This is a genomic window from Caballeronia sp. S22, assembly GCF_964261745.1.
Taxonomy (GTDB): Bacteria; Pseudomonadota; Gammaproteobacteria; order Burkholderiales; family Burkholderiaceae; genus Caballeronia; species Caballeronia jiangsuensis.
In genome coordinates, this window is the sequence record NZ_OZ180038.1 from 165,644 (window position 1) to 188,722 (window position 23,079).

General features: G+C 62.8%; 22 protein-coding genes and 1 pseudogene. 3 read left to right on the forward strand and 20 right to left on the reverse strand.

The annotated features are described in order from the left end of the window. Window positions 1-23: 23 nt before the first annotated feature. The 5 genes from ACEN42_RS27385 to deoC form a co-directional block, all read right to left on the reverse strand. Window positions 24-1,067 (reverse strand): ABC transporter permease, encoded by a 1,044-nt coding sequence (locus ACEN42_RS27385; protein WP_238211415.1) that lies wholly within the window; start codon window positions 1,065-1,067, stop codon window positions 24-26. After that, a complete protein-coding gene (gene rbsK / locus ACEN42_RS27390) occupies window positions 1,064-1,996 on the reverse strand; it encodes a ribokinase (RefSeq protein WP_187604244.1) in 933 nt (310 codons plus the stop codon). Before rbsK ends, ACEN42_RS27385 begins: the two co-directional genes overlap by 4 nt. After that, window positions 1,993-2,466 (reverse strand): RbsD/FucU family protein, encoded by a 474-nt coding sequence (locus ACEN42_RS27395; protein WP_371883695.1) that lies wholly within the window; start codon window positions 2,464-2,466, stop codon window positions 1,993-1,995. Before ACEN42_RS27395 ends, rbsK begins: the two co-directional genes overlap by 4 nt. A 61-nt stretch (window positions 2,467-2,527) precedes the next feature. Beyond that, a complete protein-coding gene (locus ACEN42_RS27400; protein ID WP_371883696.1) occupies window positions 2,528-4,918 on the reverse strand; it encodes an aldehyde dehydrogenase family protein in 2,391 nt (796 codons plus the stop codon). Between the two features lie 22 nt (window positions 4,919-4,940). After that, window positions 4,941-5,948, reverse strand: coding sequence for a deoxyribose-phosphate aldolase (gene deoC / locus ACEN42_RS27405; protein WP_238211409.1), 1,008 nt, complete (start codon window positions 5,946-5,948; stop codon window positions 4,941-4,943). 186 nt (window positions 5,949-6,134) lie between these two features. Between deoC and ACEN42_RS27410 the strand changes: the two genes are divergently transcribed. Together ACEN42_RS27410 and ACEN42_RS27415 are read left to right on the forward strand one after the other, a co-directional pair. Beyond that, window positions 6,135-6,677, forward strand: coding sequence for a hemerythrin domain-containing protein (locus tag ACEN42_RS27410; RefSeq protein ID WP_371883697.1), 543 nt, complete (start codon window positions 6,135-6,137; stop codon window positions 6,675-6,677). 29 nt (window positions 6,678-6,706) lie between these two features. Further along, window positions 6,707-6,883 carry a hypothetical protein gene (locus ACEN42_RS27415; protein WP_187604239.1) on the forward strand — a complete coding sequence of 59 codons (177 nt, stop codon included), beginning with the start codon at window positions 6,707-6,709 and terminating at the stop codon, window positions 6,881-6,883. A gap of 18 nt (window positions 6,884-6,901) precedes the next feature. On the opposite strand, the gene ACEN42_RS27420 is transcribed toward ACEN42_RS27415, so the two are convergent. The 5 genes from ACEN42_RS27420 to ACEN42_RS27440 all read right to left on the reverse strand — a co-directional run bounded on the left by ACEN42_RS27420 (window position 6,902) and on the right by ACEN42_RS27440 (window position 11,084). Further along, window positions 6,902-7,210: a hypothetical protein gene (locus tag ACEN42_RS27420; protein WP_371883698.1), complete on the reverse strand. Its 309-nt coding sequence runs from the start codon at window positions 7,208-7,210 to the stop codon at window positions 6,902-6,904. Further along, a complete protein-coding gene (locus tag ACEN42_RS27425; protein WP_238211405.1) occupies window positions 7,207-7,581 on the reverse strand; it encodes a phage holin family protein in 375 nt (124 codons plus the stop codon). Before ACEN42_RS27425 ends, ACEN42_RS27420 begins: the two co-directional genes overlap by 4 nt. A gap of 196 nt (window positions 7,582-7,777) precedes the next feature. Beyond that, on the reverse strand, window positions 7,778-8,176 hold the full coding sequence (locus tag ACEN42_RS27430; protein ID WP_035499864.1) for a DUF3597 domain-containing protein: 399 nt from the start codon (window positions 8,174-8,176) through the stop codon (window positions 7,778-7,780). A 276-nt stretch (window positions 8,177-8,452) separates the two neighbouring features. Further along, entirely contained in the window at window positions 8,453-9,769 is a 1,317-nt protein-coding gene (locus ACEN42_RS27435; RefSeq protein ID WP_371883699.1) for an MFS transporter, read from the reverse strand. A gap of 40 nt (window positions 9,770-9,809) precedes the next feature. After that, window positions 9,810-11,084: a glucarate dehydratase family protein gene (locus ACEN42_RS27440; RefSeq protein ID WP_371883700.1), complete on the reverse strand. Its 1,275-nt coding sequence runs from the start codon at window positions 11,082-11,084 to the stop codon at window positions 9,810-9,812. A 165-nt stretch (window positions 11,085-11,249) separates the two neighbouring features. On the opposite strand from ACEN42_RS27440, the gene ACEN42_RS27445 reads away from it, so the two are divergent. Further along, a complete protein-coding gene (locus tag ACEN42_RS27445) occupies window positions 11,250-11,951 on the forward strand; it encodes a GntR family transcriptional regulator (protein ID WP_238288980.1) in 702 nt (233 codons plus the stop codon). 633 nt (window positions 11,952-12,584) lie between these two features. Here ACEN42_RS27445 and ACEN42_RS27450 read toward each other — a convergent pair. From ACEN42_RS27450 to ACEN42_RS27495, 10 genes and pseudogenes are all read right to left on the reverse strand, one after another. Then, window positions 12,585-13,730, reverse strand: coding sequence for an IS481 family transposase (locus ACEN42_RS27450; protein ID WP_371880587.1), 1,146 nt, complete (start codon window positions 13,728-13,730; stop codon window positions 12,585-12,587). A gap of 193 nt (window positions 13,731-13,923) precedes the next feature. After that, window positions 13,924-15,180: an SRPBCC family protein gene (locus ACEN42_RS27455; RefSeq protein ID WP_371883701.1), complete on the reverse strand. Its 1,257-nt coding sequence runs from the start codon at window positions 15,178-15,180 to the stop codon at window positions 13,924-13,926. Between the two features lie 116 nt (window positions 15,181-15,296). Beyond that, window positions 15,297-16,223, reverse strand: coding sequence for a LysR substrate-binding domain-containing protein (locus tag ACEN42_RS27460; protein WP_371883702.1), 927 nt, complete (start codon window positions 16,221-16,223; stop codon window positions 15,297-15,299). Window positions 16,224-16,230: 7 nt separating this feature from the next. Beyond that, window positions 16,231-17,232, reverse strand: a complete 1,002-nt coding sequence (locus ACEN42_RS27465; protein ID WP_371883703.1) for a LysR family transcriptional regulator — start codon at window positions 17,230-17,232, stop codon at window positions 16,231-16,233. 42 nt (window positions 17,233-17,274) lie between these two features. Further along, on the reverse strand, window positions 17,275-18,045 hold the full coding sequence (locus tag ACEN42_RS27470) for a pyrroline-5-carboxylate reductase (protein WP_371883704.1): 771 nt from the start codon (window positions 18,043-18,045) through the stop codon (window positions 17,275-17,277). Window positions 18,046-18,062: 17 nt separating this feature from the next. Next, on the reverse strand, window positions 18,063-19,556 hold the full coding sequence (locus ACEN42_RS27475; RefSeq protein ID WP_371883705.1) for an aldehyde dehydrogenase: 1,494 nt from the start codon (window positions 19,554-19,556) through the stop codon (window positions 18,063-18,065). 17 nt (window positions 19,557-19,573) lie between these two features. After that, the gene (locus ACEN42_RS27480) at window positions 19,574-20,905 is read right to left on the reverse strand and encodes an NAD(P)/FAD-dependent oxidoreductase (RefSeq protein ID WP_371883706.1); all 1,332 of its coding nucleotides are present in this window, start codon (window positions 20,903-20,905) and stop codon (window positions 19,574-19,576) included. A 5-nt stretch (window positions 20,906-20,910) separates the two neighbouring features. Next, a complete protein-coding gene (locus ACEN42_RS27485; RefSeq protein WP_187604227.1) occupies window positions 20,911-21,798 on the reverse strand; it encodes a dihydrodipicolinate synthase family protein in 888 nt (295 codons plus the stop codon). Window positions 21,799-21,848: 50 nt separating this feature from the next. Further along, window positions 21,849-22,148: pseudogene (glyA, locus tag ACEN42_RS27490) on the reverse strand (serine hydroxymethyltransferase); the annotation flags it as partial. A gap of 5 nt (window positions 22,149-22,153) precedes the next feature. Continuing rightward, window positions 22,154-23,035, reverse strand: a complete 882-nt coding sequence (locus tag ACEN42_RS27495; protein WP_371883707.1) for a glycine betaine ABC transporter substrate-binding protein — start codon at window positions 23,033-23,035, stop codon at window positions 22,154-22,156. Between the last annotated feature and the right edge of the window lie 44 nt (window positions 23,036-23,079).

Genomic DNA, 23,079 nt, shown 5'->3' on the forward strand with positions numbered 1-23,079 from the left:
TCTTTGATGAATCACACGCAACACTAACGTCCCGTCGATGCGGGCGGCGGCGGAACATTGCTTTTGGGCGCGGCCCCGCCGATACCGAAGATCGCGCGCACGCGATCGCCGCCCGCGAATGCGAGCGATGCGAGCAGCAGAAAGCCCCACGCGCAATCGCCGAAGAACTGCGATACGCCGAGCAGGTTGAACAGGCTCGACAGAAACTGCAGCACGGTCGCGGCGAGAAACACGCAGACGATGCGTCCATACCCGCCCGCCGGATTCACGCCGCCCATCACCGCGATCAGAATCGCGATCAGCAGATACGAATTGCCGTAGTCCCACTTCGCGCTCGACGTATGCGTCGCGCTGATGAGACCCGCGAGCGACGCGAGCACGCCGCACATTCCGTACGTGAGAATCAGCATGCGCGCGCGTGGAATCCCCGCATAGAAGGCGGCTTTCGGATTCGTGCCCATCAGATAGAGACGCAGGCCGAACGGCGTGCGCTTGAGCACCCAGCCGAGCAGCAGCACGGCGGCAATGAAGATCCACAATGAAATCGGCACTTGCAGGAAGGTGCCGTTGCCGATGTTCGACAGCGGATCGACATATTCCACGCGCACCGATGCGCCGTTGCTCAGCACGACCGCGATGCCGGTGAAGAGCAGTTGCGTGCCGAGCGTGCAGAGGATCGGCGTGAGTTTCAGCTTCGCGATCACGACGCCGTTCAGCAGCCCGCCGATCGCGCCAATCGCCACGACGATGCAGATGAACACCGCCGTATAGAGCGCGGGCGAATCGTCGGCGGAAACCATGTGCGGCAAGAGCATCGCCGCGACCATGCCGGAGAGATTCGCAAGCCCCACGCCCGACAGATCGATGCCGCCGTTGCCCGACACCATCGACAGCATGATGCCGAGCGCGAGCAGGCCCAGCTCGGGCAACTGGCCGCCCATCGACTGGAGATTGTCGATATCGAGGAACTGGCCGTGCGACATCCACGTCGCGACGATCACGACGAGCACGTTCACGGCGATAAGGAAGTTGAACTGGCGGTCGGCGAGCCACTTCGACGCTTTCATTGCGTGACGCTCCCTTGTTCGAGCAGCGCGTTGATCTCGTCGAGACGCGGCATCGATGGCGCGGTGCCCGGACGCGTCACGGAGATGCTCGCGAGCGCGCAGCCGAAGCGCACCGCATCGGCCGGGCTTTCGCCTCGTGCGAGCGCGGCCGCGAAGCCGCCGGTGAAGCCATCGCCCGCGCCGGCCGTTTCGACGACGCGGCCGCAATCGAACGCAGGCACGAGCGTCGATTCGTTCGGCGTATGCAGCAACGCGCCCGCTTCACCGAGCGTGACGATCACCGCGCGTGCACCCTTCTTCAGCAACACGTCGGCGGCGCGACGCGCGTCATCGACATTGGCGATAGGCACGCCCGTCAGCGCCGTCGCTTCCGTTTCGTTCGGCGTGATGTAGTCGCACAGCGGATAGATATCGTCGGTAAGCGGTATGGCGGGCGCCGGATTGAACACGGTCGTTACGCCATGCTTGCGCGCGAGTTCCAGACCGCGGCGCGCGGCCGGAATCGGCTGTTCGAGTTGCGTGACGAAGACGCCCGCGCGCGCGATATCGTCCTCGATCGCATCGACGTCTTCGGGAGCGAGCGCGCCCGCCGCACCCGCCGCGACGATGATCGCGTTGCCGCCCGTGTTCTCATCGACATAGATATGCGCGGCGCCCGTTGCAACGTCGTTCATCACGGTTGCGCGCGATGTGATGCCTTCGGCAGCCCAGGTCGCCTGCGCGATCTCGCCGAACGCATCCGCGCCGATGCGCGTGCAGAAGATCACGTTCGCGCCCGCGCGTGCGGCAGCCACCGCCTGATTCGAACCCTTGCCGCCCGGTCCCATCTTGAACGCGGAGCCCGCGACCGTTTCGCCGAGCAGCGGCATGCGCGCTGCGCGGAACGCGAGGTCCGTCACGTAGATGCCGAGAATGACGACGCTTTTCATCGCGTACCTCCTTCCGGTGCATCAGGTGCGAGCTGCACGCCTTTCTTGAAGATGAAGCAGCCGTAGCCGCGCGCTTCGCCCGTCGCGATCACGCAATAGGCCTGCTTCGCGCGCTCGTAGAATGCGAAACGTTCGATCGGCGCAAACGGCGTCTCGCGGCCTTCCGCGTCGTCGACTTCGCGTTGCGCTTCGCGCTGCACGGCGGGCAAGGTCGATGCATCGCCGACTATCTCCATGCGGCCCGCCGGATCGTCGACGAACGTATCGAGCGGCAGCACCGACAGCACCGCGCGCACCGCACGCGGCGCGTTCGCGCCGTCCGCTCGCAGCAGCTTGCCCAGCACCGTTTGCCGCGCGACGGAATCGGCGGGGAAATGGGCGTCGCAGATCACCACTTCGTCGCCGTGACCCATCGCGGCGAGCGCGTACAGGATATCGGCGTTCAAGAGCGGATCGATGTTCTTCAGCACAGCGTCTCCTCCATGCGTGGGCGTGTCTCGTGTCGAGATCTGCGCCCGTTCAATGCTTCAGTCAGTCTCCGTACGGCACCCAGATGTTCTTGACCTGCACGGCCTGGCGAAGGAACGGCAGCCCTTCGCTTGCGGCATCGTGCCAGTCGAACACGCGGCCCTGATCGACGAACGTGCGCTTCAGGTTGCCGGTCGATTCACGCTCGGCCATCGCCGAAAGCGACGCGCCGTGGAAGCACCAGAGCGCATCGACGTCATCGTGTTGCGCGAGCGTCTGCGCCAGAGAGCGCGCATCGCCGGTGACGATATTCAGCGCGCCGCCCGGCACATCCGAGGTCTCGACGACCTGATAGAAGTCCGTCGCCATCAACGGGCACGTCTCGCTCGGCACCACGACCACGCGATTGCCCAGCGCAAGCGCGGGCGCGACGAGCGATACGAAGCCGAGCAGCGGCGCTTCGTCCGGGCACACGATGCCGATCACGCCGAGCGGCTCGTGCATCGCGAGCGCGACGCCATGCAGCGGCGGCGCATGCACCGCGCCATCGTACTTGTCGGCCCACGCGGCATAGGTGAAGAAGCGCGCGATGGACGCATCCACTTCGCGCTTCGCATCGCGTTCGTTCGAACCCGCGCGCGTAACGAGTTGCTTCGCGAACTCATCGGCGCGTGCGCTCAAATTTTCCGCGAGGTGGTACAGCACTTGCGCGCGGTTGTGCGCGCTCGCCGACGACCACTTGCTCATGCCTCGCGCGGCAGTCACCGCATTGCGAATGTCCTTGCGGCTGCCCTCGCCCACTTCACCGACGATCTCGCCAGCGGGCGAATGCACGAGCCGCGAATAGCCGCTGTCGGGCCGCGCCTGCTTGCCGCCGATGAAGAGCTTCGCGGTGCGATCGAGCGCGCTGACCTTGCCGGCATCGACGAGCGAATCGGGTTGTGCCTGCAACGGCTTCGTTTCGCCGCGAACCGGGAGTCTGGTCCACGCGCGGGGCTTCAGATATTCGTAAATGCCCTCGCGTCCGCCTTCGCGCCCGAAGCCGGATTCGCGATAGCCGCCGAAGCCGACGGCCGCATCGAAGAGATTGGTCGCGTTGATCCACACGACGCCGCATTGCAGGCGCGGCGCGACGTCGAGCGCGCGGCTGATGTTCTCGCTCCACACGCTCGCGGCAAGGCCGTAGCGCGTGTTGTTCGCGAGCGCGACGGCTTCTTCCGGCGTGCGGAAGCTCATCGTCACGAGCACCGGCCCGAAGATTTCTTCCTGCGCGAGCGTCGATGCGGGCGCGACATTGGTGACGAGGGTCGGCGGAAAGAACGCGCCGTGCTCGGGCAACGTGGCACGCGGCGACTGATAAATTTCGCAGCCTTCGCTTTCGCCCTTGTCGACGAGCGCGCGAATACGTTCGAGCTGCACGTCATCGACGACGGCGCTCATGTCGATGCCCTTGTCGAGCGACGTCCCGACGCGCAGCGTATCCATGCGGCGCTTGAGCTTCTCGACGAAACGCGCTTCGATGCCTTCCTGCACGAGAAGACGCGAGCCCGCGCAGCACACTTGTCCCTGATTGAACCAGATCGCATCGACGACGCCTTCGACGGCGCTGTCGAGATCGGCATCGTCGAACACGATGAAGGGCGACTTGCCGCCGAGTTCGAGCGTCAGCGATTTGCCCGAGCCCGCAGTCGTCGCGCGAATCTGGCGGCCCACTTCGGTCGAGCCCGTGAACGCGATCTTCGCGACGCGCTTATGCTCGACGAGCGCCGAGCCCGTGCTTCCGTCGCCGGTGACGACGTTGAGCACGCCCTTGGGCAAGCCCGCGCGATGCGCCAGTTCGGCGAACAGCAGCGCGGTCAGCGGCGTGAATTCGGCGGGCTTCAGGACGACCGTATTGCCGAGCGCGAGAGCGGGCGCGATCTTCCACGCAAGCATCAGCAGCGGAAAATTCCACGGCACGATCTGCCCGATCACGCCGAGCGGCGCCCAGTCGGCGAACTCCTTGTCCTGCAACTGCGCCCATCCCGCGTGATGCAGAAAGTGCCTTGCCACAAGAGGTATATCGATATCGCGGGACTCGCGAATCGGCTTGCCGTTGTCGAGCGATTCGAGCACGGCGAAGAGACGGCTATGCCGCTGCACCATGCGCGAAAGCGCATAGAGATGCCGCGCGCGCCCCGCTCCGCCGATCGCCTGCCAGCCTTCGAGGGCGGCATGCGCGGCTTCCACGGCGGCATCGACATCGGCTTGCGTGCCTTGCGCGATCGATGCGAGCACGCGACCCGTGGCGGGTTCGCGCGAATCGAAGCGGTCGGCGTCGTCGCTATCGCGCCATGCGCCGTTGATGAAGTGACCGAAGCGCCCGTCATGCTGATCGAGCCATGCGCGCGCGGCGCGATCGTCTTCCGGTGCGGGTCCGTATTCCATCGAGGAGAAGTATTCGGCAACGCTCATGAGGCTGTGTATTGAAGGTGAATCAGGCGACGGGATGACGGTTGAACGCCGAGTAGCGTCCGCTCACATGATGTTCGAGCTGGCGTTCGATATCCGCGAGCAGGCTCGATGCGCCGACACGGAACAGGTCCGCTTCGAGCCATTCGCGGCCGAGCTCTTCCTTCATGAGGATCTGATATTCGAGCACCGATTTCGCGGTGGACACGCCGCCGGCAGGCTTGAAGCCGATCGCGACGCCGGTGCGCGCGAGATATTCGCGAATCATGCGCACCATCACGAGCGATACATCGAGCGTCGCGTTGACGCTCTCCTTGCCCGTCGATGTCTTGATGAAGTCGGCGCCGGCCATCATGCAGATCATCGACGCCTTCGCGACATTCGACAGCGTGCGGATATCGCCGGTCGCGAGAATCGCCTTCACGTGCGCATCGCCGCATGCAGCACGGAAATCGCGCATCTCTTCGTAGAGCGCCTGCCAGTTGCCCGTGAGCACGTGCTCGCGCGTGACGACGATATCGATCTCCGACGCGCCGTCTCGCACCGACGCCTCGATCTCGCGCAGCTTGAGATCGTGCGGATTGAGTCCGGCGGGAAAGCCCGTCGATACGGCCGCGACCGGAATGCCGCTGCCTTCGAGCGCGTTCACGGCGGTTTTCACGTAGCGGTGGTAAACGCACACCGCGCCTGTTTTTATCGACGCGGGGGCCATGCCGAGCGCGTCGAGCAGATCGTCGCGCAACGGACGGCGCGCCTTCGCGCACAGGCGTTCGACGCGGCCGTGCGTGTCGTCGCCGCTGAGCGTCGTGAGGTCGATGCAGGTGATCGCCTTGAGCAGCCACGCGGCCTGCGCATCTTTCTTGACGGCGCGGCGCGTGCCGAGCGTCGATGCGCGGCGCGTCACGGCCGATTGATTGACGCGCAGCCCGTCGAGCCACGACAGATCGAACGGCACGCCGGGATTGCGGGCGCTGGCGTGAACTTGCGCCTTTGCGGGCCAGGCGACGATGGACTTCGATGCAGTTTCCAGCATGAGATCGGTATGCCGGCGTCTTGTGCGACGCACAACAGTTTTTGATAGATTGATCTCAGTTTATAACATCGATGTGAGGATCGTAACATAGGGAAAGTTCGTAGGCGGTCGATGGCCGCTATGTGGCAGCCGGGACCGCGCATTGCTCTATATCGTGACCACCCACTTTTTGAAACAGAGGACACGATGCCCCGCCCGACCCCCACACAGGCTGAAACCGCTGCCGCTTCTCGCGCCACGCCGAGCCAGGACGCCATTCAGGTGCTGATGGACGATCATCATGCCGTTAAAAAGCTGTTCGATGCGTTCGAGAAAACAAAGGACGACGATCTCGACGCGAAAACCACGCTCGTGCGACGCGCGTGCGAAGAACTCACGGTCCACGCGATGATCGAGGAAGAGTTGCTGTATCCGGCGGCGCAGGAAGCGCTGGACGAAGACGACCGGCCCGATGTCGAAGAAGCTTATGTCGAGCACTTTCTCGTTAAGGTGCTGATCGAAAAGTTCACTACGCTCAGAGCGGGCCAACCCGGCTTCGACGCGACCTTCAAGGTCATGAGCGAGATGGTGCAGCATCACATCGAAGAGGAAGAATCGGATCTCTTCCCCAAGCTGCGCAAGTCGAGCGCGGATCTGAATGCGCTCGGCAAAAAGCTGATGCAACGCAAGGAACAACTGGAGGCGAAGATCCCGAAAGATGCCGGCGACAACACCATGCGTCTGCATTGATCCACATCGACGTCTACCGGAGCCGAAGCATGAAAAACCCTTGGGTGAAGAAGAATCCGTTCCTCAGCATGTGGCTGTCCGGCGCGAATGCGGTCATCGGTTCGACGCGAGGCCGCGCCACCGCCCAAGCGAAACGGCAAGCGTCGGCTTTCTGGACGGCAGCGCTTACGCCGCCCAAGCCGAAGAAGCGGCGCACACGGCGTTAGGCGTTCGGCAACCGGCAGTCATCCACGCAGCGCGTTGAGCACATCGGAGAACGCCCGATGTGTCGACGCGCTCAATCCCGCGCCGACGGCCGTCTGCACCGTGCGGCGCACGCCGAGAATCGCGATGCCGACGAGCGCGAGCGCAATCAACTCGGCATTGGGCGTGCGCAGGAACCACGGCGCGGGTCGCGTTGCCGGCAACGTGCGCGGCACACGCGTAGCACGCGTAACCCGCAAACGTTCATCGGCAATATGCGCGGCAATCAATTCCGCGCGCGATTCCGCCATGCGCGCGAGCACCGCTCCCTGAGCTTCGGCATGCTTCATTGCGTTGCCTCCCTGATGGCATCCACGTCGCGTCGCAACTCTTCGCGCAGCAACTGAAAAGGTTGCGCGGGCTTGCGCGACATCATGACGATGACGGCGATCACCGCGACGGCGAGCCACGCTCCCGCCACGCACCACGCCGTCAGCACGAGATACGGCGTGCCGACTGAGGTCACGATCACCGCGATCGACACGAAAGATAGCGTGAACAGTGCGCCGATCGTGAGCGCGACGAGCGCGACTACTTCATGCAGCACGCGCTTCTTGGTCTCAGCGAGTTCGATGGGAATCAGCTCGCCATAATCGACGAGGCGTCTCGTGCAGAAATGGCCGATCCTGCGCCAGTTGGCGATCTTTCTCTGGATTGTCATCGTTGCTTCCCCAGCGAGGTTTCAGTCAAGACGGAGTGCCTTGCCAGAATGGAGAGCAGTGCGCATGCCAGCGATGCGTGCGGTCGATGAGAATCGGTGGTTATTTCATACGGGCAGTCGCGGAAGATGATCCGGACCGTAGTAAGACGCGGCGAAGGCAAACCGTCTCCGGATCGCCTTCCGCGATTTTTACTTCTTACTTGAGATCGTCGGGCACCTTGCCGCCGTTTTCCGCGAGCTTCTGCATGACCTGCTTGTGAAGCCAGATGTTCATCGAGGCCGAGTCTTCCGTATTGCCGGTGTAGTGCAATTCCGACGCCAGTTCCTTGCGCGCGGACAGGCTGCTGTCGAGGCCGAGCAGCTTCATCAGATCGACGATCGACGTGCGCCAGTTGAGTTGCGCGCCTTGACTCGCCTGCATTTGCGTCAGCACTGCTTCGACATCGACTTCCTGCATCGGTGCTGCGGCAGGCTGGTCGGGCGTGGCAGCCGTCGTGGTGGCCGGTGCGGCAGCAGGCGCTGCGCCCGGGCTTGCGCTGGCAGGCGCACTGTCGTGGTGAAAGATTTTGTTCAGGATATTTGAAAAGATACTCATGACATCTCCTTTGAAAGTGAACCCACGGACGTGCAAGTGTCGTGCCGCTACGCTTCCGATGCAACTGTCATTTGATGCAATTTGACGGTTGTGGACTAACGCGTGAACGATGAGTGTCGTGTCATAAAAGCACGGTAGCGCGAAATCCCGACGATCTCAGCAAACACCGTAACACGGCGAGGAGACATCATGGGTATATCGTTCTGCTTCACTTAAAAATGCGCCGTCGTAGAGTTCACCTTTTCATGCTTTAACGTGCAATGGAGAGATGCGCGATTACTTCTGCACGCCCGGTTGCAGCACCGGCACATCGCGCCCGGCCCGAGGCGCCATGCGCGCGAAAAACACGACACCGGCGGCCACGACCGACATCACCGCGAGACCCGTCAACCCGCCCTGAATCGAACCCGTCTTCTGTTCGAGGAAACCGAACGTCGCAGGCGCGACAAAGCCGCCGAGGTTGCCGATCGAATTGATCAGTGCGAGCACGGGCGCCGCGATGCGCGCATCGAGATAACCTTGCGGAATCGGCCAGAACAATGACGATGCGGCCTTGAAACCGATTGCCGCAAAGCAGATCGCGACAAACGAGAAGACCGGGCTGCCGAGACCCGCGGCATACATGCCGGCCGCCGCGATCAGCAACACGCACGCAACCCACGCCTGCTGAAACTTGAAGCGCGCCGCGAGTGCCGCGAACAGATACATCGCGACGATGGAGATGAGCCACGGAATCGAGTTGAAAAGGCCGACCTGAAAATCGTTGAGATGCCCCATCTTGCGGATGATGCTTGGCAGCCAGAACGTCGCGCCGTAGATCGTCAGCGAGACCGAGAAATAGATCAGGCAGAAGATCAGAATCTGCGGATCGCGCAAGAGGCTCCACGACGTCGGCTTCTTCGCGTGCACGGCATCGCGGCGGCGCTGCTCGTCCTCGATTTCGGCGACGACCGCATCCTGCTCGGCGCGCATGAGCCACTTCGCGTCGCGCGGCTTCGAATCGAGCCAGAACCACACGAAGCCCGCGAGTACGACCGACGCCATGCCTTCGATGATGAACATCCACTGCCAGCCGTGCAGGCCCACGCCTTCGATCAGCATCAGCCCGCCCGAGATCGGTCCGGAGAACACCGAAGCCAGCGCCGAGCCGCTCAGGAAGATGGCCATCGCCTTGCCGCGTTCATCGCGCGGCAGCCATTGCGTGAAATAGAACACGACGCCCGGGAAGAAGCCCGCTTCGGCCGCGCCGAGCACGAGCCGCATCGCGTAGAACGAGGTCTCGCCCTTCACGAAGGCCATGCCCACGGCCGCCAGCCCCCACGTGATCATGATGCGCGTGAGCCACGCCTTCGCGCCGAAGCGCTGCATCAGCATGTTCGACGGCACTTCGAACACCGCGTAGCTCACGAAGAACAAGCCCGCGCCGAGCCCGTAAGCCGCCGCGCCAATGCCGAGATCCGCGCTCAAGTGCTGGCGCACGAAACCGATGTTCACGCGGTCGATGTAATTGACGATGAACATCACGACGAAAAGCGGCAGCACATGCCACTTGATCTTGCGAACGGCGCTCGACAGCGCGCTGGAACTGCTCATGAGGTTGTCTCCTGGAATGCGCGTGTACTTGTTCTATGACTCAGAAGCGCGGGTTCTTGCCGGTGAACTCGGGCTGATACTTGCGCATCTGCGTGAGGTCGTCGCGATTGCGCACGCCGCACGTCAGGTATTGCTCATGCAATGCGGCGAGTTGCTCGCGATCGAGTTCGACACCGAGACCCGGCGTCGTCGGCACGCGCACCGCGCCGTTATCGAATATGACGCGGCCTCCCTTGATCACTTCTTCTTCCTGCCACGGGTAGTGTGTATCGCACGCATACGTGAGATTCGGCACGCTTGCCGCGACATGCGTCATCGCCATCAGGCTGATGCCGAGGTGCGAGTTCGAATGCATCGACATGCCGAAGCCCCACAGCCGCGCCATGCGCGCGAGCGTCTGCGTGGCGCGCAGGCCGCCCCAGTAGTGGTGATCGGAGAGCAGCACCTTGATCGAGCCCATGTTGCAGCCGCGACGGAAGTCGTCCATGGTCGTGATGACCATGTTGGTCGCGAGCGGCAGCTTCGTGTGCTTCTGCAGTTCGGCCATGCCTTCGAGGCCGGGGCACGGGTCTTCGTAGTATTCGAGGATTTCATCGAGCTCGGGCGCGGCCTCGATGCTCGTCTTGAGCGTCCAGTTCGCGTTCGGATCGAGGCGCAGCGGCATGCCGGGGAACGCCTTCGCGAGCGCCTTCATGCAGGCGATTTCATGCGCGGGCTCGAACACGCCGCCCTTCAGCTTGATGCTCTGGAAACCGTACAGGTCGATCATGCGCTGCGCTTGCGCGACGATCTGCTCAGGGCTGATGCCCTCGCCCCACGCATCGGGCGCATAGGGCTTGTCGATATGTTCCGCGTACTTGAAAAACAGATACGCGCTGTACGGCACGGCGTCGCGGACCTTGCCGCCCAGAAGATCGACGACCGGCGCGCCGACGATCTGCCCTTGCAGATCGAGCATCGCCACTTCGAACGTGCTGATGACCTTCGGCGCATTTTTCGCGGCATGCGAACCGGGCGCGAGTTCGAACTCGACGGCGCCGGGCGTCGCCTTGATCGTCGCGCGCACGCGCTCTTCCATCTGGTTCAGGTCGAACGGCGACAGGCCGATCACGAGGTCTTTCGCCTGATCGAGCACGCGCAGCATTGGCTCGTCGCCATAGGTTTCGGAGATGCCGACACGCCCGTCGCTCGTTTCCAGTTCAACGATGGCGCGCAACGCCCACGGTTCGTGGATGCCCGCGGCGTTGAGCAACGGGCCGTCGCGGAAGGCGATCGGCGTGATTCGAACCTCGGTGATGGCGATATCGCGGGTCATGTCGGGCGTCCGGAAAGTAGCGAGAGTAGCCGAATGGTAAAGCACTAATGTATTAGTATGTCAGTCGGGTATACGCCGATCGTTCTTTGCGAGTTTTCCGTGCCTCATATGGCTGAGCGCGGCTATAGTACTAATGTTTCAGTTGCCTATCGCTTTCTGTCTGAAATGAAAAACGCTGCTTCCGCTTCGGTCCATCGGCTGGACCGCTCCCGCCACGCCGCGCCGCAGGTTTTCGAACGGCTGCGCGAAATGATCCTGTCGCTCGAGCTCGAGCCCGGCACGGTTCTGTCGCGGATCGAACTGGCGACGCGTTACGGCCTCAGCCAGACGCCCGTGCGCGACGCGCTGATGAAGCTCGGTGAGGAAGGACTCGTCGACATCTTTCCGCAGCACGCGACGGTCGTGAGCCAGATCAGCGTGGCGTCGGCGATGCAGGCGCATTTTCTGCGCCGTTCGATCGAACTCGAAGTCGTGCGCACGCTGGCGCGGGAGCACAAGGCGTCGCTGGTCGCGCGGCTTCGCGCGACGATCGCGGAGCAGACGGAGTGGCTGGATCCGAAGGACGTCGAGCAGTTTTCATTGCTCGATCAGGCTTTCCATCGGCAGATGTATGAGGCTGCGGGCGTGCCGCAGCTCTGGGATCTGGTGCGCAGATTGAGCGGCCATATCGACCGGCTGCGCCGTTTGCATTTGCCGGTCGAGGGCAAGACGATGGCGGTGGTGCGGGATCACACCGAGATCGTCGATGCTATCGAAAAGGGTGATCCCGATGCGGCGGATGCCGCGTTGCGCAAGCATCTGTCGGGTACGCTTAGTCAGGTGGACGAGATTCGTACGCGGCATCCGACTTTTGTGACTGATCATTGAAAGCGGGGATTGTTTTGCTTGGCGTTGGGCGTGGTTCAGGTTTTCGCCGGATCCCGTTTTCGCGTCGGTTTATTAGCACTGCCCCTCCCCGGGGCGGGGGTCACTTTCTTTGCTGCTGCAAAGAAAGTAACCAAAGAAACAGCTATCCCCAGCCTAAGCACTTCACACCGGCCGCGGCACAGACGATTGGCTGAATGGCCCGGCAGTAGCGAGTGCCCTCGAAGGTCTCGCGGGGCTTGGACCGCGCACGGTCTGACTCATCGCACCACACAACAAATTGGTTCAGCACCAGAGAGCTCCGGCCCGCTACGCGGCCGATGGGTCAATCGGGTTTGCGTGCGCTTCTTCGATGGCTTCCCTCGCATACCCAACGGCAGCGCGTAGCGCTGTGCCGAAGCTCTTTGGTGCTGAACCAGCGCGCTAAAACATTTGGGGTGGCAGACCGTGCGCGATCCAAGCCCGATTGGGCCTTCGAGGGCGACATTTAGGCGAGAGCCACCGCGGGCTGGCAAGCATGGCCAACGTGCGTGTGACCGCGGGCCTCGACGAGCTGCTTTCTTTGGTTACTTTCTTTGCAGCAGTGTATAGACCGGAGACATGGGTAACAGGTGTGTCAGGACATGGGTAACACATTTAGCTCCTTTTGCCGCGTCCCTTCAAGCTGATGGTATCGATTCGTTGATGAGCGAAGTACACGTCGTAGCAGCCGTCGGTTTCGCTACAGGCGCGCAACGCGATGGGCAGCTCAGCCAGCGCACTTGAAACCTTGAAGCATTGCGACTTGAAGCGCACCTCGCCGTTGATGCCCACGCGAAGCACCACGTCTGCGTCGCCGTACTCGATCGGCGGCAGACGCTCCGGATACGCTCGCGGGCTGGGTTGATAGCGCGAGATCGGCGTGGCCATGCCCAGCGCCTGATGCGGGCGCTCGTGGTTGTACATCTGGCGCCACGTATCGAAGGCTTGCTGGATACTCTTCAGGCTCTTGAAGTGTCGACCCGCGAGCAGTTCCGCCTTCAGCGTCCGATGAAACCGTTCGTCTTTACCGTTGGTCTGCGGATGCCCGGGCCGGCTGTACGAAGGTCGGATGCCCAGGCGGATCAGCCAGATCGCCAGCGCAGTCAGTTGTCCGGGTCGCGCAGGGCTGCCCCATGGCGGACCGTTGTCCGCATTGATGCGCAGCGGCAACCCGTAACGGCGAAACACCGCGCGCAAGTGCTCACGCACGACCCGCGTGGGCGTGCTGCCACACGCATCGAGCGCCAGATCGAAGCGCGAATGATCGTCCAGCACCGTGAACGGCAAGCAGCGTCGTCCACTGTCGAGTTCGATATAGCCCTTGAAATCCATCTGCCACAGATCGTTGGGATGCTCGTGTTCAAAGCGCTGCCAGCGCAAGGCCTCGGTGCTGCTCTCAGCGGTGATCAGGCCTTGCCGATGCAGGATGCGCGTCACGGTGCTCGGCGAAGGCGTCTGAGCGCAACCCAGATCGCTCAGGCGCCTGGCAAGCTTGGCCGCCCCCCAGGCGGGATGCGCTTGACGCAGTTCGACCACGCGTGCCTCTACTTCGGCATCGGTACGCGAGGGGCTATGCACGGGCCGTCGGCCCTGATCGGCCAAAGCGGTGTCGCCTTGCTCGAAGCGCCTGATCCACTTGTACCCCGTCTTCGCGCTGATGCCGTACTGGCGACACAAGGCGCGCCGATTGGCCCCTTCTCGGGTGGCGAATTCCACGAATTCAAGCCGCAGTTCCATGATGTCTTTGCTATCCCAGGTCATGATCTACTCCGGACGAACCATTCGTCCGAAGTGTTACCCATGTCCTGGAACAGGTGTTACCCATGTCTCCGGTCCATACACAGCAGCAAAGAAAGTGACCCCCGCCCCGGGGAGGGGCAGTGCTAATAAACCAAAAAGAAATCGGGATCCGGCGACAATCAAGCACCGCATCGAAAGCTCTCGCCAAAACCCCCTAAACACCATGCGCCCCCAGCCGAGCGACATACCACCGCGAGAACTGCTCCACATAACTCTCCGTAAACGGCGAGAACACAGCGGGCCGAAAAGCCGGATCCTGCGTACCCTCATGCGTAATCTCGACAAGATGCTTGTCCTGCGCATTGGTCGCGACCCACACTTCCGTCAGATCCTGAATCTGGTAATCGACACCTTCCACCGCATCCGCGTGCACGAGCCACTTCGATCGCACGAGCGTTTTATCCGGCGCAAGCGGAATGATGTACGAAACGACCGCATGGTCACTCATCACATGCGTCCATGAGTTGTGCGTCCAGAGATGCGTGTCGCCCAGGTCGCGCCGCTGCAGATCGCCGAGCAGCTTTTCGCTTGCGACCTTCGTGCTGATGGTCTGCGACTCGCCGTGCCCCGCGATGACAAGTTGCTGCGTTCTGAACTGCGTGACGGCATCCTCGTCCAGCCATTCGACGGTCGCGCTCGTGAAGCCATCGCGCTCCCAGCTCGCCTGACACGCGGCGTTGCGTTCCTTGTAGGCCTCGATTTCGCGCAGCGCTTCCTCGGGAAGATTCTCGGGACAGAAGCCGAAATCCTCGGGCAGAAACGAAGCGGTCAGTTCCGGATGCGTCGCGGCGCAGTGATAGCACTCGCGATTATTTTCGATCACGAGCTTCCAGTTGCCGTTCTCGATGATCTCCGATTCGAACGCGATCTTCGTGTTCCGCATATCGTAGGGCGCGAATCGCGGCGCCATCGCGTCTTCGAGCTTCGAGATATCCGCCGGCGGTTCGTCGGCAAGGCACACGAAGATATGCGTGCCGACGATGCGCGTATGCACCGGCAGCAAACTGCGGCACTTCGGATCGAAATCACGGCCCATGTGCGCGGCGTGGCGCAGGCTGCCGTCGAGGTCGTAGGTCCACTGGTGATACGGGCACACCAGCATGCCGACGGTCGATTTCCCCGGCTCCTTCAGCCGCGCGCCCCGATGCCGGCAGACGTTCCGATAGGTACGGATATTCTCGTCGTCGTCGCGAACGATGATGATCGAAGCCCGGCCGATATCCACCGTCGAGACATCGCCCGGCTCGGGCACGTCCGCCGTCACGCCGACCAGAATCCAGTGCTTATGGAAAAAGACCTCGACGTCCGTCTCGAACACGTCCTGCCGCCCGAACAGCTCGCCGGGCAATCCGTGGCCGGGCTCGAGGCTGCGGATCAGTTCGCCATGAGTCTTGAATTGCACTTCGGACATCGTCGCTCTCCATCGTTCAGGGATCGGGACTTCGAGTGGTCCCGCGATAACCCGAGTATTGGATCGCTAGAAATTAGCGTCAATGCGCTTTATTTTCGATCTCGGATTACTTTAATTTATGCGTGCGCGTCGTCGCGCAGCCACTCGATCAGCGCGGCGATGGCAGGCGTGATGGCGCGGCCGTGCGGCACCACGGCAAAGTACGAATCGCCCGGCCTGAACGATGCCACGTGCAGTCTCACCAACTCGCCGCTTTCGAGAAAATCGTGAACGAGCCGGCCCCAGCCGAGCGCGACGCCCTGGCCGTAACGCGCGGCCTGGATCGCATCGGTGTAGAGGCTGCAACGCAGCGAGAAATTCAGACGCATCGGCCGGAATCCGACCGCATGGAACCACTCTTCCCAGCCCATCCAGCCTTCGGAAGTCGAATCCGATTCGACCAGCACGCAGCCCGCGAGCTCTTCCAGCGACGCCGGCTCAGCCTGCGCCTGGAGCCATGAAGGGGAACAGACAGGAAACACTTCCTCGTCGAAGAGCAGCGTCGCCGTGCCGTCCGGCCACACGCCGCCGCCGAAGCGCACCGCGACATCGATCTCCTTGTGCCGCAGATCCGCGGTGAACATTTGGGTGGACAGCCGCAGTTGCAAATCGGGCTGCACGGCCTTGAGCGATGCGAGCCGCGGCAGGAGGCGGAAGTGCGAGAACGCGGAAGTCGCGGCCAGCACGAGCTCCTGCTGCACGGGGCCGCGCGCGATGCGGTCGAACACGCTCGCGATCTTCTGCATCGATTCCGCGACGACGCGGTACAGCGCCTCGCCTTCCCCGGTTAGTTCGATCGCGCGATGCAGCCGGCGAAAAAGCCGCGTGCCGAGCGTCTCTTCGAGGAACCGGACCTGCCGGCTCACGGCGGCCTGCGTGACGCCCAGTTCATGCGCCGCGAGCGTGAAGCTGCCGAGACGCGCGACGGCTTCGAACTCGACCAGCGCGGTCACCGACGGAATGAGCCGCCGATACCCCTTCGGTTTTTCGGTCGCCTGTTTCATGTGGCGCTCAGAGAACGGCCTTCGATTCGGCCGCGGGCCATCCCTGCATCATCGTGGCGATCTCCTCGTCGAGCCATTGGCGAAACTGAATGTATTCCGGGCGGGATTTTGCATTGCGATGCGTGATCACGTAGTGATGACGATCATGGAACACGAGCGCATCGTCGACGGGGCGAACCAGTTTTTTCTGCTCGACCTGCCGATGCACGAGATGATGCCAGCCGAGCAGCGTCCCCTCGCCCGCTTCGGCCTGCGCGACGAGCAACCGATAGTCGTTGCTTTCGAGATCGTCATGCTGATCGAGGCGTTCTGAACCGTCGCCTTGCTGATACCAGTTTTTCCACACGCGCCAGTCGACGTGCTCGCACACTTGCGCGCGCCCCAGCAGCGACAGGCTCAGCGTGGGATGCGCGAGCAGATCGAGCGGCTTCAACGAGCGCCCGTGAAAATAGCGCTCATAAAACGGAACGCTGCATACCGGATAAACGATGTCGTGAAAAAGCGGCTCGACTTCATACTCTGCCTCGCGCGGCGGATTCTTCGTGATGATGACATCGGGCTCCATGAGGTCGTCGAGTTCCATGAAGTGCTCGGTCACCATCACATGCAAGCGGATATTCGGAAAGCGCTGGCGAAACGTCGGCAGCCTGAACGAAAGCCACAGCGCCGAAAACGTATGAGAGATGCAGAGCGTCAGCGCGTGACGATCGACGCGCCGCACCGCTTGCGCCGCCTCCGCGATGTTCATGATCGACAGATACGACGCGTTGTAGAGAATGCGGCCCGCGTCGGTCAGCGCGATGTGTCTGCCGGTGCGCTCGAACAGCGCGACTTCGAGCGTATCTTCGAGTTCCTTGATCTGCCGGCTCACCGCCGCCTGCGTGACGCACAGCACTTCCGCGGCCTGCGTGAAGCTTTCGTAGCGCGCCGCGGTGACGAAACACCGGAGCGCGCGCAGCGACGGCATCTGGGCGAGAAGCCGGTCCGCGAACTGCTGTTTCTTCTGCATGTGAATCACCTTCCGAGGGGCGCGAGTGTCGTTTGTTCGTCGTTATCCACGCCATTGCACGCGGCGCATGATGTTGTCGAGCGCCTCTGCGTAGTGCGTGTACGTGCCCCGCTCCGTAAGCTCGCGGTTGAGCTGCTCGTTGAGACCGCCGGGCGTGCTCGCGTGCCCGATCATCGCGGAGAAAGGCGCCGTGCCTGACGTCGCTTCATGAGCGAGCCCCACATGATAGCCCGACAAAAACGACCGGGCCGACGCATACGGCACGCCTTGCGCGACGAGCCACGACGCCTGTTCCTCAAGCAGCGCGAAGAAGGCGGCCATCGTCGCGGTCGCGGCGGAAAGCGCGTCGAACTGATGCTCGTCGTCGACTTCGACGGCTTCGCCGAGCGGCGCAAACAGCGCCCGTGCGATGTCGTCGCGCGGGCAGATCGCCGTGCTGCCCTTGCCTGCCGCGACGGCGGGCAGCGGCACCGCGCGCACGATCCTGGACGAACGGCGCACGAACGCCCCGATCTGATCGAGCGACTTCCCCGCGATGAAGCTGATGACGTGATGCCGCGCATCGAAGGTCAGTTCGCTCAGGACGTCCGCCGCGATCTGCGGCACGACCGCAAGACACACGACGTCCGATGTATCGAGCACGTCCTGATTGCTTTCGCAGACTTCGATGCGCGCATCGAGCGCGGCCAGCCGCGCCGCGATCTTCGCATTGCGCGGCGACAGCGCCACGCGCTCGAAAGACACGCCGAAGCGGATCATGCCGGTCACGACCGCCTCCGTGATCGTGCCGGTACCGATGAAGCCAATGCGCATGTTGCCTCGTCCGATGATCAGTCGAGCTTCAGCCAGGTCGTCTTCAGCTCGCAATATTGGTCGTGTGCGTAGACCGACTTGTCGCGTCCGCCGAAACCGGACTGCTTGAAGCCGCCGAAGGGTGTCGAGAGATCGCCCTCGCCGAAGCAGTTCACGGTCACGGTGCCCGCGCGAATGCGCGCCGCGACTTTATGCGCCTGATTCACGTTGTCGGTCCACAGCGATGCCGCGAGTCCGTAGCACGTATCGTTCGCGATGCGCACGGCCTCGTCGACGTCAGCATATTCGATAAAGCAGACCACCGGGCCGAAGACCTCGTCGCGCGCGATGCTCATCTCGGGCGTGACGTTATCGAAGATGGTCGGCTCGACGAACCAGCCGCCCGTTTCCGCAAGCGTCGCGTTGCCGCCGCTCGCGACACGCGCGCCTTCCGCCTTCGCCTTCTCGATATGACCGAGCACCTTCTGGTAATGCGCTTCCTCGATGAGCGAGCCGAGCTTGACATCGGGATCGAGCGGATCGCCGACCTTCCAGCCTTCGAGCACGGCCTGGACCTTTTGCAGCAGTTCGGCCTTCTGGCTCTTGTGCACCAGAATCCGCGAGCCCGCGCTGCAGTTCTCGCCCATGTTCCAGAACGCGGCGGCGACGGCCTGCTCCGCGACGGCATCGAGATTGGCGACATCGGGCAAGACGACTTGCGGATTCTTCCCGCCGCATTCGAGCACGACGCGCTTCAGGTTCGTATCGGCGGAATAGCGCAGGAAGCGCTTTCCGGTTTCGGTCGAGCCCGTGAACGCGATGAGATCGACATCCGCGTGCGTGCCGAGCGCCTGTCCCGCGCTTTCGCCGAAGCCCGTCACGACGCTGAACACGCCGGGCGGCAGACCTGCTTCAAGTGCGAGATCTGCGATTCGCAGCGTCGAGAGCGAAGTCTGCTCCGCCGGCTTCACGATGACGCTATTGCCCACCGACAGCGCCGGCCCGATCTTCCATGCCAGCATCAGCGCCGGAAAATTCCACGGCAGCACCGCGCCGACGACACCGATCGGCTCGCGCGTGATCATGCTCACGACGCTCGGACCGGACGGCGACAGCGCGTCGTAACGCTTGTCCGTCACCTCGGCATGCCAGCGGATGCACGCCGCCGATTCGGGAATGTCGAGCCCCATGCATTCGCTGATCGGCTTGCCCGCTTCGAGCGCTTCGAGCAGCGCGAGCTCTTCGGCGTTGTCGTCGATCAATTGTGCGAGACGCTGCAGGACCGCCTTTCTCTGCGCTGGCGCGGCCTTCGACCACACGCCCGATTCGAACGCCTCGCGCGCCGCGACGACCGCGCGGTCGATGTCCTTCGCGTCGCACTTCGAGACTTCAGCGAGCACCTTGCCGGTCGAAGGATTCAGCGTGCCGAATGTCTCGTTCGATGCGGCGTTGCAGCGTGCTCCCGCAATAAATGCGCGGCCGTCGAGCGACAGATGCTCGGCCTGACGTTTCCAATCCTGATGCGTCGTCATGTCATGTCCTCACAGATTCAAAGTTCGGCGCCCGCCGAGAATTCCTTCACCCAGATAGCCGCCGATACCGCGACGTCCGCGATCGGCCGCATCGGCAGCGAACGCGGATGCGGCTGTTTCAGCAGCTGATTGATCAGATCGTTCGATTGCCCGAGCGCGTGTTCGGCGATGAGCTTGCCCGCCGCCGATCCGCGGCTCAGGCCGAGGCCATTGCAGCCGACAGCTTCGAATACGCCGTCCTCGCGTTGCCCGAAGAGCGCACCGTTGTTCGCCGAGAGGCACAACGCGCCGCCCCATGTGTATTGCAGCTCGACATCCTTGAGCATCGGAAAGCGACGGTCGAACGAACGCTGATGCAGATGCTTCGCTTTCGCGAGATCGCCTTCGGATACCGAGAGATTCGGCCGGAACGCGAAATGATTGCGCACGCAGATACGGTTCGTCGCGAGACGGCGCACGGTGGTGCCCATCGGATCGGCGGGAATGAGCGCCCACGAGTTTGTTCCGCCGAGTCTTGCGATTTCGTCGCCGGTCATCACGCGCGACATCGACGCGAACGTATAGACCGGCAACAAGCCGTTAGGATGGCCGCCGAAGGTCGCCGCATACGCGTTGGTGCACAGCACGACGCGCTTCGCTTCGATGCTGCCGTTCGCGAAGCCGAGCAGCTTCGTCTGCCCGCGCGTTTCCATGCCCTTCACGGCGCTCATTTCGAAGACCGTCACGTTCGACGGCTGCGTCGCGGCGAGGCCGCGCATGAGCGCCGCCGGCTGAACCGTGCTGCATCCCGGCGTGAAGAGCGCGCTCTGATAGAAGCGCGTGCCCGTCACCTTGGCGATCGCGGCTTCGTCGAGCCACTCGCACGGCTCGCCGATGCGCGCGAGTCCATCCGCGAAATGAGTCAGCGCCGAATGGCCCTTCTTGTTCACCGACGCGTGATACTTCCCGTCGTCGCGCCAGTCGCACTCGATGCCATGCGCCTTCACCGTGCTGCGCACATAGTCGATGCCATGCCGTTGCAGGCGCACGTCCGCCTTGTCGGCCTCGACACTGCGCGAATAACTTTCGCTGCTGATGTCATGCGGCAAATCGACGAAAAAGCCCGAATTGCGCCCCGCTGTCGAACGCCCGACGCGATCCGCTTCCACGAGCGCAATGGATGCATCCGGCGCGAGTTCGGCAAGCCGCCGCGCCGCGCACAAGCCCGTGATACCGCCGCCGACCACCACGAAGTCGAAGCGCTGCTCGCCTGTCACGCTGTTCGCGGGCGCGGCGGGCGGCAGACTTTCCCACCAGCCGTTCACGCCATCGGGTGCGGGAAACCGCATGAAATCCAGTTTCGAGGCCATTCACGTTACTGAGCGTTGCGCAGCAAGGGTTGAACGATCTTGGCGAAGGCACTGCGCTCTTCGTCGTTGAGCGTGCCGAGCGGCGCGCGCGCATTGCCGACGCGTGTGCCCGCGAGTTCACATCCATAACGCACATACTGGATGAATTTGCCGCTGCGTTCCAGCAGTTCGAGCACCGGAAGCAATTGCGTCATCAGCTTGCGGCCCGCGATGAAATCGCCGCGCTTCACGCATGCTTCGAGCAGATCGGTATGCGCTTCGGGCAGGAAGTTCGAAGCACCCGCGACCCAGCTTCGCACGCCCCATGCGAAGAACTCGAGCGCCTGATCGTCCATGCCGCAACTGAGGACGAAGCGCTCCGGCAGATGCGTCGCGAGATGATGCAGATGCGCGATATCGCCCGTGCTTTCCTTCATCGCTGCGAAGTTCGGGCGCGCGAGCAGCTTGTCGAGGACTTCGTCGCCGATCGCGGTGCCGGTGCGTGCCGGAAAGTTGTAGAGCATGATCGGCATGTCGAGCGCGTCATCGACCTTCAGCAGGTGAGCGAGCAACTCGTCCTGCGTCGGCTGCGTGTAATACGGCGCCGCGACGAGCAACGCGTCATAGCCCGCGCGCTTCGCTTCCTGCCCGATACGCACGACTTCCTTCGTCGTGGTCGCGTTGATGCCCGCGGTGAGGTAGGTCTTTCCGCCGACCGCCGACGCCACCGTGTCGAACGTCTTCACGCGCTCGTCGAAACTGAGCGCATAGTATTCGCCGGTGGTGCCGCCGACCCCCATGCCCGACACGCGGCCCACGAGACTGGCGGCGTGTTTGCCGAGCATCTCGTGATCGATTTCGCCGTCGTCCTTGAACGGGGTGACGAGCGGAGTATGAACGCCTTCGAAGCTCATGATCGTGTCTCTCTGATGAAAAGATAGTGTGTGGTCATGCGCGATGCGCGTCAGACGAGCGCTTCCGCATGTGAATAAAGCGGGTACGTGCCGCACAACTCGCGCACGCGGGCGCGAACCGAGCGCTCCACGTGCTCGTCGCCATTGCGCGCATGTTCGAGCGCGGCCAGCACGTCGAGAATCATTGCGCCAACCTGCTCGAACTGCGCGACGCCGAAGCCGCGCGTCGTCGCCGCGGGCGTGCCGAAGCGTATGCCTGAGGTCACAGTCGGGTTCTCGGTATCGAAGGGAATGTTGTTCTTGTTGCACGCGATGCCTGCGCGCTCCAGCGCCTTCTCCGCCTGCATGCCCGTGTTCACTGCGCGAGCCACGCCTTCACCTTGTCCGGATGCGCGTCGACGAACTTTTTCGCGGCCGTCGCGTAGTCGTTGGTCGAATTGCCTTCGAATTCGATCGACTCGACATCCGCGAGCGTCAGCTTGAAATGCTTGAAGAATACATCCGCGCGCGGAAACTTGGTCGCGAACTGCTTCGATGCGAAAGCGTGAACCTGCTCCTCGCCGCCCAGCGTGCCTTTCGGGTCTTTCAGATAGCGCATCTGCCATTTCTGGAACAGCCAGTGCGGGCTCCATACGGTCGCGACGATCCATTGCTTCGATCCATATGCGCGCTGAATCGATGCGAGCATCCCGGCCTCGCTCGCCGATTGCAGCTTGTAACCCGACAGGTCATACGCCTTGATGGTCTTTTCCGATGCCTGCATCAGACCGCCGCCCGGCTCGATGCCCTGGATCACGCCGTTGAGCTGCTTCTGCACCTCGGGCTTCTTCAGGTCCTCGATCGATGAAAGCTGCGACTCGGGCACATACGCGGGAACGGCCCAGCCATTCTTGCCGCCCGTGTAGATGACGCCGACGTCGTCGAGCGTGTCCTTGTAGCGCGCGACATACTGACCGTGCGTCACCGGCAGCCATCCGCCGACCATGATGTCGAGATCGCCGCGCGACACGCCCTGATACTGGATGCCGATATCCGCCTGAACGAACTGCACCGGCTGCTGGAGCTTCGTCTCGAGCACGTACTTCGCGACATTGGCGACCGCGAGCACGTCGGCCCAGTTCGTCACGGCGACTTTGAGAGGCTCGGCCGAGATCGCCGGATTCGCACCGGCCCCGAACGCCACGATGGCCGGCGTCACGATCTTGATGATCAGGGATTTGATGAAGCTGTTATTCATTTCGGACTCCGTATCTTACGGTTCATGATTTGAGATATTGGCGA